Source organism: Bradyrhizobium sp. ERR14 (genome assembly GCF_014198235.1).
In the GTDB taxonomy this organism is placed as follows: Bacteria; Pseudomonadota; Alphaproteobacteria; order Rhizobiales; family Xanthobacteraceae; genus Bradyrhizobium.
In genome coordinates, this window is the sequence record NZ_JACIHD010000006.1 from 402126 (window position 1) to 415330 (window position 13205).

The window sequence follows — 13205 nt, forward strand, 5'->3', positions numbered from 1 at the left end:
CTCCTCTCAGTTCAGCGCGGTGCCGCGGGTGACGACCTTGCCGAGGCCCGCGATCACGCGGTCCAGCACGAAGCCGACGATGCCGACATAGAACAGCGCCAGGATGATCTCGCTGATATGCGAGGAGTTCCAGGCGTCCCAGATGAAGAAACCGATGCCAACACCGCCGATCAGCATTTCCGCCGCGACGATCGCCAGCCACGACAGGCCGATGCCGATGCGAAGGCCGGTGAAGATGTAGGGCGCGGCCGCCGGGATCATGATCTTGGCGAAGAATTCCAGCGGATTGAGCTGCACCACCGCGGCGACGTTGCGATAGTCCTGCGGGATGTTGCGGATGCCGACCGCAGTGTTGATGATGATCGGCCAGATCGAGGTGATGAAGATGACGAAGATCGCCGAGGGCTGACCGTCGCGGAAGGCCGCGAGCGACAGCGGCAGCCAGGCCAGCGGCGGAATCGTGCGCAGGACCTGGAATAGCGGATCGAGCCCGCGCATGGCCCAGACCGACTGTCCGACCAGGACGCCGAGCGCGATGCCGGCGATCGCCGAGAGCGAATAGCCCAGGGCAACGCGCTGCAGACTGGCGGACAGATGCCAGAACAGGCCCTTGTCGATGCCGCCATGGTCGAAGAACGGATCGAGGATCAGCTCCTTGGTGTCCTTGAATACTTTCGACGGCGGCGGCAGCGCCGAGCCGGCGCGGCGGCAGACCAACTCCCACACCAGCGTCAAAAGCGCAATCACGACCAGCGGTGGGATCACGCGCACGGCAGTTTCCCGCGCCATCCGTGCATAGGCATCCGTGCGCGGCGGGCGCTTCGGCGTCAGCGCGACGACCGGCGCGGCAGCGGCCGCAGGCGACGCGATCTCAAGCTCAATCTTGGTGGCAGGCATGTTCATCGAAAATCCCTCTCCGGCTTCAAAGGACGAAGCGGCCGCCTGACGGCGGCCGCAGGCTCCATCAGACTTCGACGCGCTTGATCGCGAGCGACTTCAGATAGGCTGCCGGATTTTCGGGATCGAACACCTTGCCGTCGAAGAAGGTCTCCTTGCCACGCGAGGTGGAGGTTGGAATTTCCGCGGCGGCGACGCCCAGAGTCTTGGCCGCATCGCGCCACATGTCCTCGCGATTGACCTTGGCGATCAGCGCCTTGGTGTCGAAGCCAGGCTCGTACTTGCCCCAGCGGATGTCCTCGGTGAGGAACCAGAGGTCGTGGCTCTGGAACGGGTAAGAAGCGAAGTCGCGCCAGTACTTCATGATGTGCGGCGAGTTTTCGACCACCTTGCCGGGGATGCCGTAGTCGAACTTGCCGGCGCTGCGATCGAGCACGTCCTCGACCGGGCAGTTCATCCACTGCCGTTTGCCCATGATGGCGGCGAGCTCGGCCTTGTTCTCGGCCTTGTCGGCCCATTGCTGGGCTTCCATCACGGCCATCAGCAGCGCCTTGGCGGCCTTCGGATATTTGTCGACGAAGGCGGCGCGCATGCCGAAGGACTTTTCCGGATGCTTGTTCCAGAGCTCGCCGGTGTTGACCGCGGTGTAGCCGATCTTCTGATTGATCAGCTGCAGATTCCAGGGCTCGCCAACGCAGAAGCAGTCCATGGTGCCGACCTTCATGTTGGCCACCATCTGCGGCGGCGGCACCACGATGGTCTCGATGTCCTTGTCGGGATCGATGCCACCGGCGGCGAGCCAATAGCGGATCCAGAGATCATGCGTGCCGCCGGGGAAGGTCATCGCGGCCTTCACGGCCTTGCCGGAGGCTTTCTTCTTCTCCAGCGCCGCCTTGAACGGCGATGCGTCGACGCCGAGCTTGAGATCGGCATATTCGTTGGCGACCGAAATGCACTGACTGTCGAGGTTGAGCCGCGCCAGGATGTACATCGGCGTCGGCTGGTTGTTCTGCGTCACCTTGCCGGCCGAGATCAGGTAAGGCATCGGGGTCAGGATGTGCGCGCCGTCGATGCCGTTGCCTTCGGAGCCGAGCACGAGATTGTCGCGCGTGGTGCCCCAGGAGGCCTGCTTCTGCACGTCGGTGTCGGGCATGCCGTATTTGGCGAACAGTCCCTTGTCCTTGGCGACGAAGAGTGGGCCGGCATCGCTCAGCGCGATGAAGCCGAGCTTGGCACCCTTGACCTCGGGGCCTGAATCCTGCGCGAAAGCGCCGGCGGGGAAATTCAGTTTTGCGGCGGCGAGAAGTGCGGCGGTCGAGCCGGTGGCCTTCAACAATTGACGGCGGCTGAGGCCACTCTCCGAGGGCCGGCGGGTGCGCTTGGTCATAGGCTGTATCGTCCTTTGCGTCGTTGCAGAATTGATGGCGTCAGTGCACACGAGCAGCCCGTCCGTCCGGCGGCGCCGTCTTTGGCGCATGCGAACGCACGACGGGGAGACCCCCGTCTGGTGGCGTCGGCAAGTCGGATGAGAAGTCTCGCGGGACGGCTTCAATGGCGTCGGCATGGAACTATTCAAGCTTCATGCCAAGCCCGCCACACCGAAAACTTATTATAGATCAGTACATTAAAGAGACTGCGCGCGACTGTCGCAGGTCCCGCCCGCATGCGAAAGTTGCGGCCTGCTTAATTCTTGTGCGGCGCACAAACCTTGTGCAACCGATCAAGCAACAGGCCGCCAAGTGCTGTGACGCCGGATCGGGCCCGGATCCATGTTATTGATGTGACTATATTTTTCTTGCCGGACGGCGCGGCACGCAACTTGCTTCTCTATGAACGTCAACGAAGACTGCGGCTCGCCGCATTGTGCAGCCTCTGGCGGCTGCATCCGGAAGCTCAACTGCCTCGCGGCCGTTCCTGGCTTTAGTCCTCGTGACGCGATTCCCAAGGCTTCCAGACATTCCATAGCCCTCGTGCGCGGCAGGCCAGCCGGCACGGCCCATGACGTTGCAGCCGCGCTCCCGGGCGCGTCGATCTCTCTTACGAAGCAAAAGGAACCATTGATGTCGTATCTCGCGCCTTCGGAATTCGTCACCAAGATGGTGGATGCGGGCGAGTCCAAGATCTTCATGTCCACCCGGGATACCATCATCCGCGCCTACATGGCCGGCGCCATCCTCACGCTCGCCGCATGGTTCGCCGTCACGATCAACGTCAACACGGGTCAGCCGCTGGTCGGCGCGCTCTTGTTTCCGGTCGGCTTCGTCATGTTGTACCTCCTCGGCTTCGACCTCCTGACCGGCGTGTTCGTGCTCTCGCCGCTCGCCCTGATCGACAAGCGTCCTGGCGTCACGATCGGCGGCGTGCTGCGCAACTGGGGCCTCGTCTTCATCGGTAACTTCGCCGGCGCGTTCACGGTCGCCTTCATGATGGCCTTCGTCACGACCTTCGGCTTCACGCAGCCGCCGGACAAGGTCGGTACCGCCATCGGAATCATCGGTGAGAGCCGGACGCTCGGTTACGCCGCGCACGGTGCAGCCGGCATGGCGACGCTGTTCATGCGCGGAATGCTCTGCAACTGGATGGTCTCGACCGGCGTCGTCGGCGCCATGATCTCGACGTCGGTCCCCGGCAAGGTCATCGCGATGTGGATGCCGATCCTGGTGTTCTTCTACATGGTGTTCGAGCATTCCGTCGTGAACATGTTCCTGTTCCCGTCCGGCCTGCTGCTCGGCGCAAAGTTCTCGATCCTGGACTATCTGATCTGGAACGAGATCCCGACTGTGCTCGGCAACCTCGTCGGCGGCCTCGCCTTCACCGGCATGACCCTTTACGCCACGCACGTCATGACCCTGCCGAAGCGGCAGGTCGACAAGGCCGCGAAGCCCCGCGTTGCGGCCTGATCAAACACGTCTCGACAGGGGAGCCTCGCCCAGCCAAGGTGAGGCTCCTCTCTCCTGGTGATGACGATGACCCGCGGACTCCTGATCTCGGTCGGCCAGCACTCCGACAAGGGCCGCAAGCCGGTCAATCAGGATTTCCACGGCGTCTTGATTCCGGAGGAGCCGCTGCTCGGCCTGAAGGGCATCGCGGCGGTCCTCGCCGACGGCATCTCCTCTAGCACGGTGAGCCAGATCGCCAGCGAGTCGGCGGTCAAGAGCTTCCTGATGGACTATTACTGCACGTCGGAATCCTGGACGGTGAAGACGTCCGCCCGCCGCGTGCTGGATGCGACCAATTCCTGGCTGCACGCGCAGACGCGCAAGAGCCAATACGCCTATGACCGCGACAAGGGTTATGTCTGCACGCTGAGTGCCATGGTCATCAAGGCGACCACAGCGCACATCTTCCATGTCGGCGACTGCCGCATCTACCGCGTCGCGGGCAAGGCGCTCGAGCAGCTCACCGACGATCACCGGATCATCGTATCGTCGGAGCAGACCTATCTCGGCCGCGCGCTCGGCATCAATCCGCAGCTCGAGATCGACTACCTGGCGTTCGAGGTCGAGGCCGGCGACACGTTCCTGCTGGCGACCGACGGCGCCTACGAATTCGTCGACGCGCGCTTCATCACAAGCGCGCTGAACGAGCACGCAGGCGAGCTCGACGGAGCGGCCAAGGCGATCGTCGAGGAGGCCTACCGGCGCGGCAGCGACGACAACATCACCGTCCAGATTATCCGCATCGACGCGGTGCCGCAGCGCGAGCCGGCCGGCATCTTCAATCAGACCTCACAATTGCCGCTGCCTCCGCTGCCGGAGCCGCGCGCGATGTTCGACGGCTACCGCATCGTCCGCGAGATCCACGGCAGCAGCCGCAGCCACATCTATCTCGCCGTCGATGTCGAGACCGAGGAGCCGGTCGCGCTCAAGCTGCCGTCGGTCGATTTGCGCGACAATGCCGCCTATCTCAAGCGCTTCCTGATGGAGGAGTGGATCGCGCGCCGGATCGACAGCCCGCACGTGCTGAAGCCGCTGTCACAGTCGCGGCGCCGCAATTATCTCTATGTCGCGACCGAGTTCGTCGAGGGGCAGACCCTGAAACAGTGGATGACCGACAATCCGCGCCCCGATCTCGAGACGGTGCGTGGCATCATTGAGCAGATCGCCGCGGGCCTGCGCGCCTTCCACCGCATGGAGATGCTGCATCAGGATCTCAGGCCCGACAACATCCTGATCGACAAGACCGGCACCGCGAAGATCATCGACTTCGGATCGGTCAGGGTCGCGGGCGTCGCGGAGGCCGCGCCACGGGACGAGGCCGACGAAATCCTGGGCACGGTCCAGTATACGGCGCCGGAGTATTTTCTCGGGCAAGGCGGCTCGCCGCGCTCCGACATGTTTTCGCTGGCGGTGATCTGCTACCAGATGCTGACGGGAAAGCTTCCCTACGGCGCCCAAATTGCCAGGATCCGGCGTAAGGCGGACGTGCGGAAGCTCAAATATCGCTCCGCGGACGACGACCGCAGCGTGCCGGCCTGGATCGACGGCGCGCTCCGCCGCGCGCTTCATCCCGATCCCTACAAGCGGCACGAGGACCTGTCCGAATTCGTCTTCGAGCTTCGTACGCCCAATCCGGCCTATCTGGACACGCGGATCACGCCGCTATTGGAGCGCAGCCCGCTGATGTTCTGGAAGCTGACCTCGGCCGCTCTCGCCTGCGCCGTCGTCGTGCTGCTGGCGCTGCTGCACGCCCGCTAGGGCCGAAGCGTCGACTCTTGACGGTCATGCGGGAACTTTATCGAGCTCTCCCTAGATCAATCTTTTGTCGGACGCGTCCATCGGCGCCGATTATCCGCCAGCGTGATAGCGCCTGCAGCCACTAGGACAATGATGATGACCGTAGCAAGCGCCTCCACTGACGCCAGGGTGTCGTACCAGCTGTTCCAAAGCTCAAGCATGCGCTGACCTCTATCGAGCGCCGCCCATCAGCGATAGAATACACTTTCTCAAAAGGACGCGCCTTCGCGCGCAAGTACAATGCTGCGTTTCGTCGCGTGCCTTTTGATCGCGCGGCAACGTGACCCATGCCGGGGCCGGAATAACGAGCGAACGTAGTTTGCGGTCGCCGCGTAGTGAGATGGGCCGCGGCTATGTCGAAGATGTTGACCAACTGTGAAGTGGTTTACATCCTTGGGTCTTGGCTCGAGCTAAAGTGACGAAGGCTTCTTGCTTTGAAGGAGGCATCCAATGCTCGCGGCAATCAAATGGAACTCCCGATATAACGCTCGCGAATGGGTGATGAAGGCTGGGGCGCTCGTCGTCCAACTCCGCGCACCGAATGCAAACCGACAGAGCGGTGAGAGTAAGTCGAGGCGGCCACTCTGGAAACAGTTCGACGACACCCATCATTGGGACTCAACCGCGGAGGAATGGGTCCCAAACCCTGATCGGTGATCGTGCAACGCATCGTGCGCGCACCGGCCGAATTCCGAGACTTCAAGATCCCCGTCGCTGACGGGCCCATCTAGCGGTGAGGCCGCGTCTTGAGTTTTGTTTGCCTGACATCCGTATCACGGACAGACGCAGTCGGCCCTACGGGGCTTGATCGTAGGCCTGCAGGATCCTGACAAAATCAGCCATGCTGGATCGATCCTGGTTTTCAGCGATAGCCGCAATCTGAGTATTGGACGCGGGTCGGCTTCCCTGCCAGAACCGCATCAGGAGATCGGCGATGTTTCTCATGGCGTACTCTCTGCACCAACCATGGCAATCAGCAGCAATTGAGCGGCAAAGCGCCGGTTAGTTCGGGAGAAGGGCCGGCGGGCGCTACGCCGCCGGCCTTGTCCCGCAACTGCCGGCTCGCAGACCGGTTCCGTTGCTTTTCACTCTGGATGCATCGGTACCACCAAGCACCTGGTCGGCGCCATCGCGCGCAGGTATGAAGTGACCATACCTAGGTAGACTTGGGTGGTGACTCGGGATCAGTCGACCAAGTGCCGGCTTAATCTCTGGTAGGTTGACGACTTCCATGGATGGCCCAACTCCGAACGCTCAGGTCCGTTATTGTGCCGCTATCGGAAACACAGCGGACGTCGTACGCGCCCGGAGTGCCGCAGCATCCCGGCGGGCCATCAGGCCCGCTCCACAGCCTTCACACCAAGCGGCGTCGGCGCCATGCCGCCACCGGGCTTGAGGTGGAATTCATAGCGCATCAAATGCCACTGACCGTCCGCCTTGGAGCCGTCAGGCATCGCGGGATCGTTGCGCGGCTCGACCTTGGCGACGAGATCATCCTTGACCCCGAACACCACGTCGGAATCCAGATATTTGTCGCCGTCCATGAAGACGTGCGTGATCAGCGGCTCGTATCCCTTCGCGTTGACCAGGAAGTGCACATGCGCCGGGCGCATCGGATGACGCTTGGTCTGCATGATCATCTCGCCGACCGGGCCGTCGGTCGGGATCGGATAGCTGCATGGCAAGATGGTACGGAAGAAGAAGCGGCCGTCGTCATCGGTGATGAAGCGCGCCCGCGCCGAAGCGCCGACCTCGTCATAGTTCGGCTTCTGGGAATCGTAGAAGCCGTCGTCATCGGCGTGCCAGACGTCGACGGGGACATTGGCCAGCGGCTTGCCCTTGAGATCGGTAACGCGGCTCTGCACGAACATCCGCTCGCCGGTTTGATTGTTCGGCGAGATGTCGGTGCCGTGCGCGGTCACCTTGTGCTCGCCGACATAGAACGGGCCGAGCACGGTTGTCTGGGTGGCGCCCTCGCGGTCGCGATGGTTGACCGCGTCGACCAGCATGGAGACACCGAGCACGTCGGACAGCAGGATGAACTCCTGGCGGGTGTCGGTGCATTTCTGCCCGGTGCGGGTCAGGAAATCGATGGCGTAGTCCCATTCCTCGAAGGTGAGACCCGTCTTGCTCACGTAATCGTGCAGCGACTTCACCAATTCCTGGAGCAGGAATTTCGCGCGCGGATCGGGCGTGCTGTCGAAGCTTTTGACGACGGCCTGGGTGAGATCAGTCTCGTTGAACTGGGTCATGATGGTTTGCCCTGCGTTTTCTCATTGGCCCCGGGGGGGCCTGGAGGCGTTCCAGGGGCCAGCCTACACCAGCCGGCCCGCTCGCGTTAAGCGCGAGCGGCTTGGAATGGGGCCGTCATTTGGCTATCAACGGACCGACAAAACTGCCCGGAGGAACTGATGCTCGCCCCCACCCCCGCCTCGCCCGAATCCGTCGGCATGTCCAAGGCCGCGCTCGACCGCATCGATGCGCATCTGAAGAACCGGTACATCGATGCCGGCCGCTTCCCGGGCACGCATCTTCTGGTCTACCGCCGCGGCAAGGTCGCGCGCAGCTCGGTTCAAGGCTTTGCCGACGTCGAGCGCAAGCTGGCGGTCAAGGACGACACCATCTACCGCATCTATTCCATGACCAAGCCGCTCACCAGCGTCGCCTTCATGATGCTGGTCGAGGAAGGCCTGGTCGCGATCGACGAACCCGTCGCCAAATTCATTCCGGAATGGAAGGATCTCGGCGTGTTCGTCGCCGGCACTTCGCCTGCCTTCCTGACTCGCCCGCCGTCCCGGCCGATGCTGATCGTCGACCTCCTGCGCCACACCTCCGGCCTCACTTACGGCTTCCAGCAACGCTCCAATGTCGATGCCGCCTACCGCGCCGAGAAAATCGGCGAGGTCGAGAAGTCAGGCACGCTCCAGACCATGATCGAGAGCCTCGCAAAAATCCCGCTGGAGTTCTCGCCGGGCGAGGCCTGGAACTATTCGGTCTCGACCGACGTGCTCGGCTATCTCATCGGCAAGATCTCCGGCATGCCCTTCGAGCAGTTCCTGAAATCACGCATCCTTGACCCGCTTGGGATGACCGACACCGATTTCCACGTGCCGGCCTCAAAGGCGCATCGGTTCGCGGCCTGCTATTCCGCCGATCCCGGCGGCGGCATGACATTCCATGCCGGCCAGCGACGCGAGGGCCTGACGCTTCAGGACGACCCCGCGACGAGCTCATTCCTCACCCCGCCCTCCTTCATCTCCGGGGGCGGCGGCCTCTGCTCGACGGTCGCCGACTATCTCACCTTCTGCCGCGCGCTTCTCAACGGCGGCGAGCTCGGCGGTATCAGGCTGGTCGGGCCGAAGACGCTGGCGCTGATGACCAGCAACCACATTCCGGGCGGTGGTGCGCTGCCCGAAGTGTCGCGCTCGCTCTTCTCCGAGGCCACCTATAACGGCATCGGCTTCGGCCTCGGCTTCGCGGTGACCATGCGCCCGTCCGAAACGCTGATCGCCGGCAGCCCCGGCGAATACAATTGGGGCGGCGCAGCCACGACCTCGTTCTGGATCGATCCGGCCGAAGAGCTGATCGCGATCTTCATGACGCAGGTGCTGCCGTCGAGCGCCTACCCGATCCGGCGCGAGCTGCGCAGCATGGTCTACGCCGCGATCACCGAGAGCAATCTGTAACCAATCCAACCGATCCCGCGGCCCACCGCCGCGGGATCGCGCCATCAGACGCTCATTTAAGCATCTCCGGCACGATCAGACGCGGCAGGAACAGCGACACGCTGGGCCAGACGATGACTGCCGCGAGCACGAGCAGCATCGGAATCAGCATGATGACCGTGTCCTTCAGCGCATAACGCAGCCGCACGCCCGCGATCGAGCAGGCGATCATCAGACACAGACCGTAGGGCGGCGTCACCAGTCCGAAGGCCAGCGACACGATGGAGATGATCGCGAACTGGACCGGATGGAGATCGACCGACTTGGCGAGCGGCTCCAGCACCGTGCCGACGATGATGATCGCAGGGATGGCGTCGAGAAAGCAGCCGACCACCAGAAAGCAGAAGGAGATGAAGAAGCCGGCCGCAACAGCGCCCATGCCCCATGTCGAGACATTGGCCAGCAGTTCCTGAGGGATCTTGTAGTAGGCGAGCAGCCAGCCAAACGCACTTGCGGTGCCGACGCAGAACAGTGCCACGCCGGCGAGGCGCCCGGTATCGAGCAACGCCTTGTACAATTCGCGTAGACCCGTCTCGCGATAGAAGAATGCTGAGAGCACGACAGAATAGAGCACCGCAACACAGGCGGACTCGGTCGCGGTGAACCAGCCGAGCAGGATGCCGCCAACGATGATGAACGGCGTCATCATGGCCGGTATCGACCGCCAGATGGCGCATCGCATCTCGACCCAGCTTGCCTTCGGATAGGTCGGGTAGCCGCGGCGCACGGCATAGACGTGCACCGTCGCCATCTGCGTGCCCGCGATCAGCAGGCCCGGCACGATGCCAGCCAGATACATCGCCGCAATCGAGGTCGAGATCAGCCCGCCCCAGACGATCATCAGGATCGACGGCGGGATGATCACCGCCAGAACCGCCGACACCGCCGTGATGGCGATGGAGAACGAGAGATCGTAGCCCTCCTTGGTCTGCGCATCGATGAAGATCTTGGACTGGCTCGCCGCGTCGGCGGTCGAGGAACCGGAGATACCGGCAAAGAACACCGACAGCACGACGTTGATTTGCGCCAGCGACCCCGGCCAGTGACCGACCATCGAGCGCGACAGCGCCACCAGGCGGTCGGTGATGCCGCCGACGCTCATCAGGTTCGCCGTCAGCAGGAAGAACGGCACCGCCAGCAGGATGAATGAATTGTACGCATTGAAGGTCTCCTGCGCGAGCGTCATCAGCGACAGATGCGGCTCGATCAGCAGGATCGGCACGCAGGCAAGGCCGAGCGCGAAGGCCACCGGCACGCGCGCGATGAGCAGGCCGATGAAAACCCCGAACAGCACCATCGCGGCCTGTCCGGCAGAGAGTACATTGCCGCTCATCGCCCTGCCCCAACCAGAATGCGCATTTCATCGACGATCTGTTCACCCGCGAAGACGATCCACGTGACTCCGGCAACGGGCCAGGCGACGTGAATCAGCCAAAGCGGCAGATCGGCCAGTTCCGAAGTCCTGTTCCAGGCGAAGCGGGTGAACTCGAGGCCGGCCGATACGAACACCAGCGCCAGCGCCAGTATGCCGAGCCGCGCAAGGATTCGCACCGCGGCCTCCGACCGCCGCGACAAATCGGGCCACACATCGACCTCGAAATGCTGCGCTTCGCGCACGCCGACCATGGCGCCGATCATGATCGTCCAGACGAACAGGAAGCGCGCCATCTCCTCCGTCCAGATGTAGGACGGAATGAAGGGCGTGTAGCGTGAGATGATTTGCAGCGTGACCGGAACCACCAGGACGCCGACGCAGACGGCCAGCAGGAATTCCAGCAGCTTCGCATAGGCCGCCGAGACGCGACGCCACAGCGACGGTGTGGACGGGACGGGCATTTCAGACATTGGGGCTCCGTGCAGCAGCTCATCCGCCAGCTCCGGGCAAGAAGCGGGGCTTGCCCGGAGATGCTGTCGGCGGACGCAAAGACCTCAGACGACGTTGATCTTCTCGAAAATGCCCTCCGCACCGATTTCCTTGGCGTAGGTGGCCATCACGGGGTCGGCGAGCTTCTTCATGGCGTCCCGCTCCTCGAAGGGAACGCGCTTGAGCTTGCCGGCCTTCTCGAGCGTGTCGAGCTTGACGACCTCTTCGCTCGACTCGAGCTGACGGCCGTAGTCGCCGGCCTCCTTGCCGGCCTTCATGATCGCGTCCTGCAACTCCTTCGGCAGGGTCTTCAGCGTCTTCACCGAGAAGCAGATCGGCCGGATCGACACGGCGTGCTGGGTCAGGTTGAGATGCGGAGCGACTTCGTAGAACTTCATCGCCTCGACGCCGGCCGCCTCGTTTTCGCCGGCCGATATCACGCCGTTCTGGATCGCGTTGTAGATCTCGTTATAGGCGATCACCGTCGGGCTCATGCCGACCGCCGCAAAGGTCTTCGACCAGATCGGCGCGCCCTGCACGCGAACCTTGAGTCCCTTGAGATCGGCGAGATTCCTGAGTGGCTTGTTGGCGAAGATGTTGCGGATGCCGCCGCCGGCATAACCGATCAGGACGACCTCGGCCTTCGCCGCGACCTCGTCAGCGATCGGCGCCAGGATGTTGGCTTCGACGACCTTGTTCATGTGCTCGATGCCCTTGAACACGAAGGGCGCGTCGATGAAGGGGGCCGCCTTGGCGAAGGTCGACATGTGAGCCGGCGAGACGATGCCGTAATCGACCGCCTTGCCCTGCGACATGTACTCGAAATACTGCTTCTCGAGGCCGAGCGAGGAGTTCCTGTGCAGCGTGAAGTTGACGGGCTTGCCGTAATACTTCTTCACCAGCTCCTCGAACCGGAGCAGTGCCCGGTTGAAGGCGTGGTCGTCGTTGAACTGGACCGCGCCGTTCAGCGAGATCGGCGCTTGCGCCCTGAGGATCGACGGCATCCCAATCGTAGCCGCCGCAGTGGTCGCACCGATACCAGCGAGAAATGACCTTCGCTTCATCGTCTCCCCTCCCTTTTGATGCTCCGGCCCTGTAGCCGGGCCGTGAGCGCAGCCGGTATGCGGCTGGCGAAGGGGAAGCGTATGAAAAACGTCGGCCGGACGGAAGTCATTTCGCGTGCGCTGGAGGTACTCTTCGTCGCAGGGCTACGCCCGGCACACCTGCTGCACTGCAACTCGCGCTCCTGCCGGCGCGGCCAGTCCGCATGGGCGCAGTAGCACTCTCGCAGGAGGCGGACCACGAGCGGACCTGTGCGCTGCCCGCACGGACCCGCTCGCCCGCATAGCCCACAAGATCAATACTGACATTTGTCATCCTCCTCAGTTTGACGTGCAGACCTTTACTTCGCGCAATCCACCGTGGTGACCACCACCGGAACCGATCACGCGGCAGCGGTTCAGATCGAGCCGCAATACCGGACCAGGATCAAATCCTACGTCACCGAGCATCACCTTCGCCCGATCACGACAAAGGAAAAGATCATCGTCGGCGCGCCCGTGCCGGGCGACGTCGAGCTGGAGGCCGTGCCGTCCGATCGGGGTCCCCTCGCTCACCAAGTATCGCTACGTGTATTCCGGCGATCGCGTGCTGCTTGTGGACCAGGCTCGCGCACAGTGGTTCAGGAAATCGATTGATCAAGTCGTGAGGCGGCCGTCGTGAAGGCGGTCGCCAACCCGGACTTAACCCGCATTGAGAGGCCCGGATCGCCACTCCTGACCGCACTCCGCATGAGCTGAAGTGCGGGTATCCCGGACTGCGCTGCAACATCTCGTTGCTCGCCATCTGTGAAATACATGGCGCTGCGCAAGTCCCGCACGTATGGTCTGCCCAAAATCATAATCCGGCGCCGCTGCGCCGGAACCGGGACGCCCGCGTTTGTCAAAGCTCACCCTGCCGGTCCGGCTCGCTCTTCTGGTGACG

At 63.0% G+C, this 13205-nt stretch carries 11 protein-coding genes; 4 read left to right on the forward strand and 7 right to left on the reverse strand.

Going from position 1 to position 13205, the window contains the following annotated elements; all coding sequences use genetic code 11:
- Positions 1 to 6: 6 nt before the first annotated feature.
- Together ntrB and GGD62_RS20060 are read right to left on the reverse strand one after the other, a co-directional pair.
- Positions 7 to 903, reverse strand: a complete 897-nt coding sequence (gene ntrB / locus GGD62_RS20055; protein WP_018322788.1) for a nitrate ABC transporter permease — start codon at positions 901 to 903, stop codon at positions 7 to 9.
- A gap of 61 nt (positions 904 to 964) precedes the next feature.
- A complete protein-coding gene (locus tag GGD62_RS20060; protein WP_179739543.1) occupies positions 965 to 2284 on the reverse strand; it encodes a CmpA/NrtA family ABC transporter substrate-binding protein in 1320 nt (439 codons plus the stop codon).
- A 673-nt stretch (positions 2285 to 2957) separates the two neighbouring features.
- Between GGD62_RS20060 and GGD62_RS20065 the strand changes: the two genes are divergently transcribed.
- Together GGD62_RS20065 and GGD62_RS20070 are read left to right on the forward strand one after the other, a co-directional pair.
- Positions 2958 to 3797, forward strand: a complete 840-nt coding sequence (locus GGD62_RS20065) for a formate/nitrite transporter family protein (RefSeq protein WP_092259682.1) — start codon at positions 2958 to 2960, stop codon at positions 3795 to 3797.
- A 60-nt stretch (positions 3798 to 3857) separates the two neighbouring features.
- Complete coding sequence (locus tag GGD62_RS20070; protein ID WP_018322785.1) at positions 3858 to 5594, forward strand: bifunctional protein-serine/threonine kinase/phosphatase; 1737 nt, start codon at positions 3858 to 3860, stop codon at positions 5592 to 5594.
- 834 nt (positions 5595 to 6428) lie between these two features.
- On the opposite strand, the gene GGD62_RS20075 is transcribed toward GGD62_RS20070, so the two are convergent.
- Positions 6429 to 6578 carry a hypothetical protein gene (locus tag GGD62_RS20075; RefSeq protein ID WP_177237258.1) on the reverse strand — a complete coding sequence of 50 codons (150 nt, stop codon included), beginning with the start codon at positions 6576 to 6578 and terminating at the stop codon, positions 6429 to 6431.
- Positions 6579 to 6967: 389 nt separating this feature from the next.
- Entirely contained in the window at positions 6968 to 7885 is a 918-nt protein-coding gene (locus GGD62_RS20080; RefSeq protein ID WP_183709744.1) for an intradiol ring-cleavage dioxygenase, read from the reverse strand.
- A 159-nt stretch (positions 7886 to 8044) separates the two neighbouring features.
- Here GGD62_RS20080 and GGD62_RS20085 point away from each other — a divergent pair, with 159 nt between their 5' ends.
- Positions 8045 to 9319, forward strand: a complete 1275-nt coding sequence (locus GGD62_RS20085; RefSeq protein WP_183709746.1) for a serine hydrolase — start codon at positions 8045 to 8047, stop codon at positions 9317 to 9319.
- Between the two features lie 52 nt (positions 9320 to 9371).
- Here GGD62_RS20085 and GGD62_RS20090 read toward each other — a convergent pair whose 3' ends face one another.
- The 3 genes from GGD62_RS20090 to GGD62_RS20100 all read right to left on the reverse strand — a co-directional run bounded on the left by GGD62_RS20090 (position 9372) and on the right by GGD62_RS20100 (position 12286).
- Positions 9372 to 10691 carry a TRAP transporter large permease gene (locus GGD62_RS20090; RefSeq protein ID WP_183709748.1) on the reverse strand — a complete coding sequence of 440 codons (1320 nt, stop codon included), beginning with the start codon at positions 10689 to 10691 and terminating at the stop codon, positions 9372 to 9374.
- The gene (locus GGD62_RS20095) at positions 10688 to 11203 is read right to left on the reverse strand and encodes a TRAP transporter small permease (protein ID WP_018322779.1); all 516 of its coding nucleotides are present in this window, start codon (positions 11201 to 11203) and stop codon (positions 10688 to 10690) included. Before GGD62_RS20095 ends, GGD62_RS20090 begins: the two co-directional genes overlap by 4 nt.
- 84 nt (positions 11204 to 11287) lie before the next feature.
- Positions 11288 to 12286, reverse strand: coding sequence for a TRAP transporter substrate-binding protein (locus GGD62_RS20100; protein WP_183709750.1), 999 nt, complete (start codon positions 12284 to 12286; stop codon positions 11288 to 11290).
- Positions 12287 to 12643: 357 nt separating this feature from the next.
- Between GGD62_RS20100 and GGD62_RS40845 the strand changes: the two genes are divergently transcribed.
- Entirely contained in the window at positions 12644 to 12919 is a 276-nt protein-coding gene (locus tag GGD62_RS40845) for a DUF1236 domain-containing protein (protein WP_183709752.1), read from the forward strand.
- Positions 12920 to 13205 lie beyond the last annotated feature (286 nt).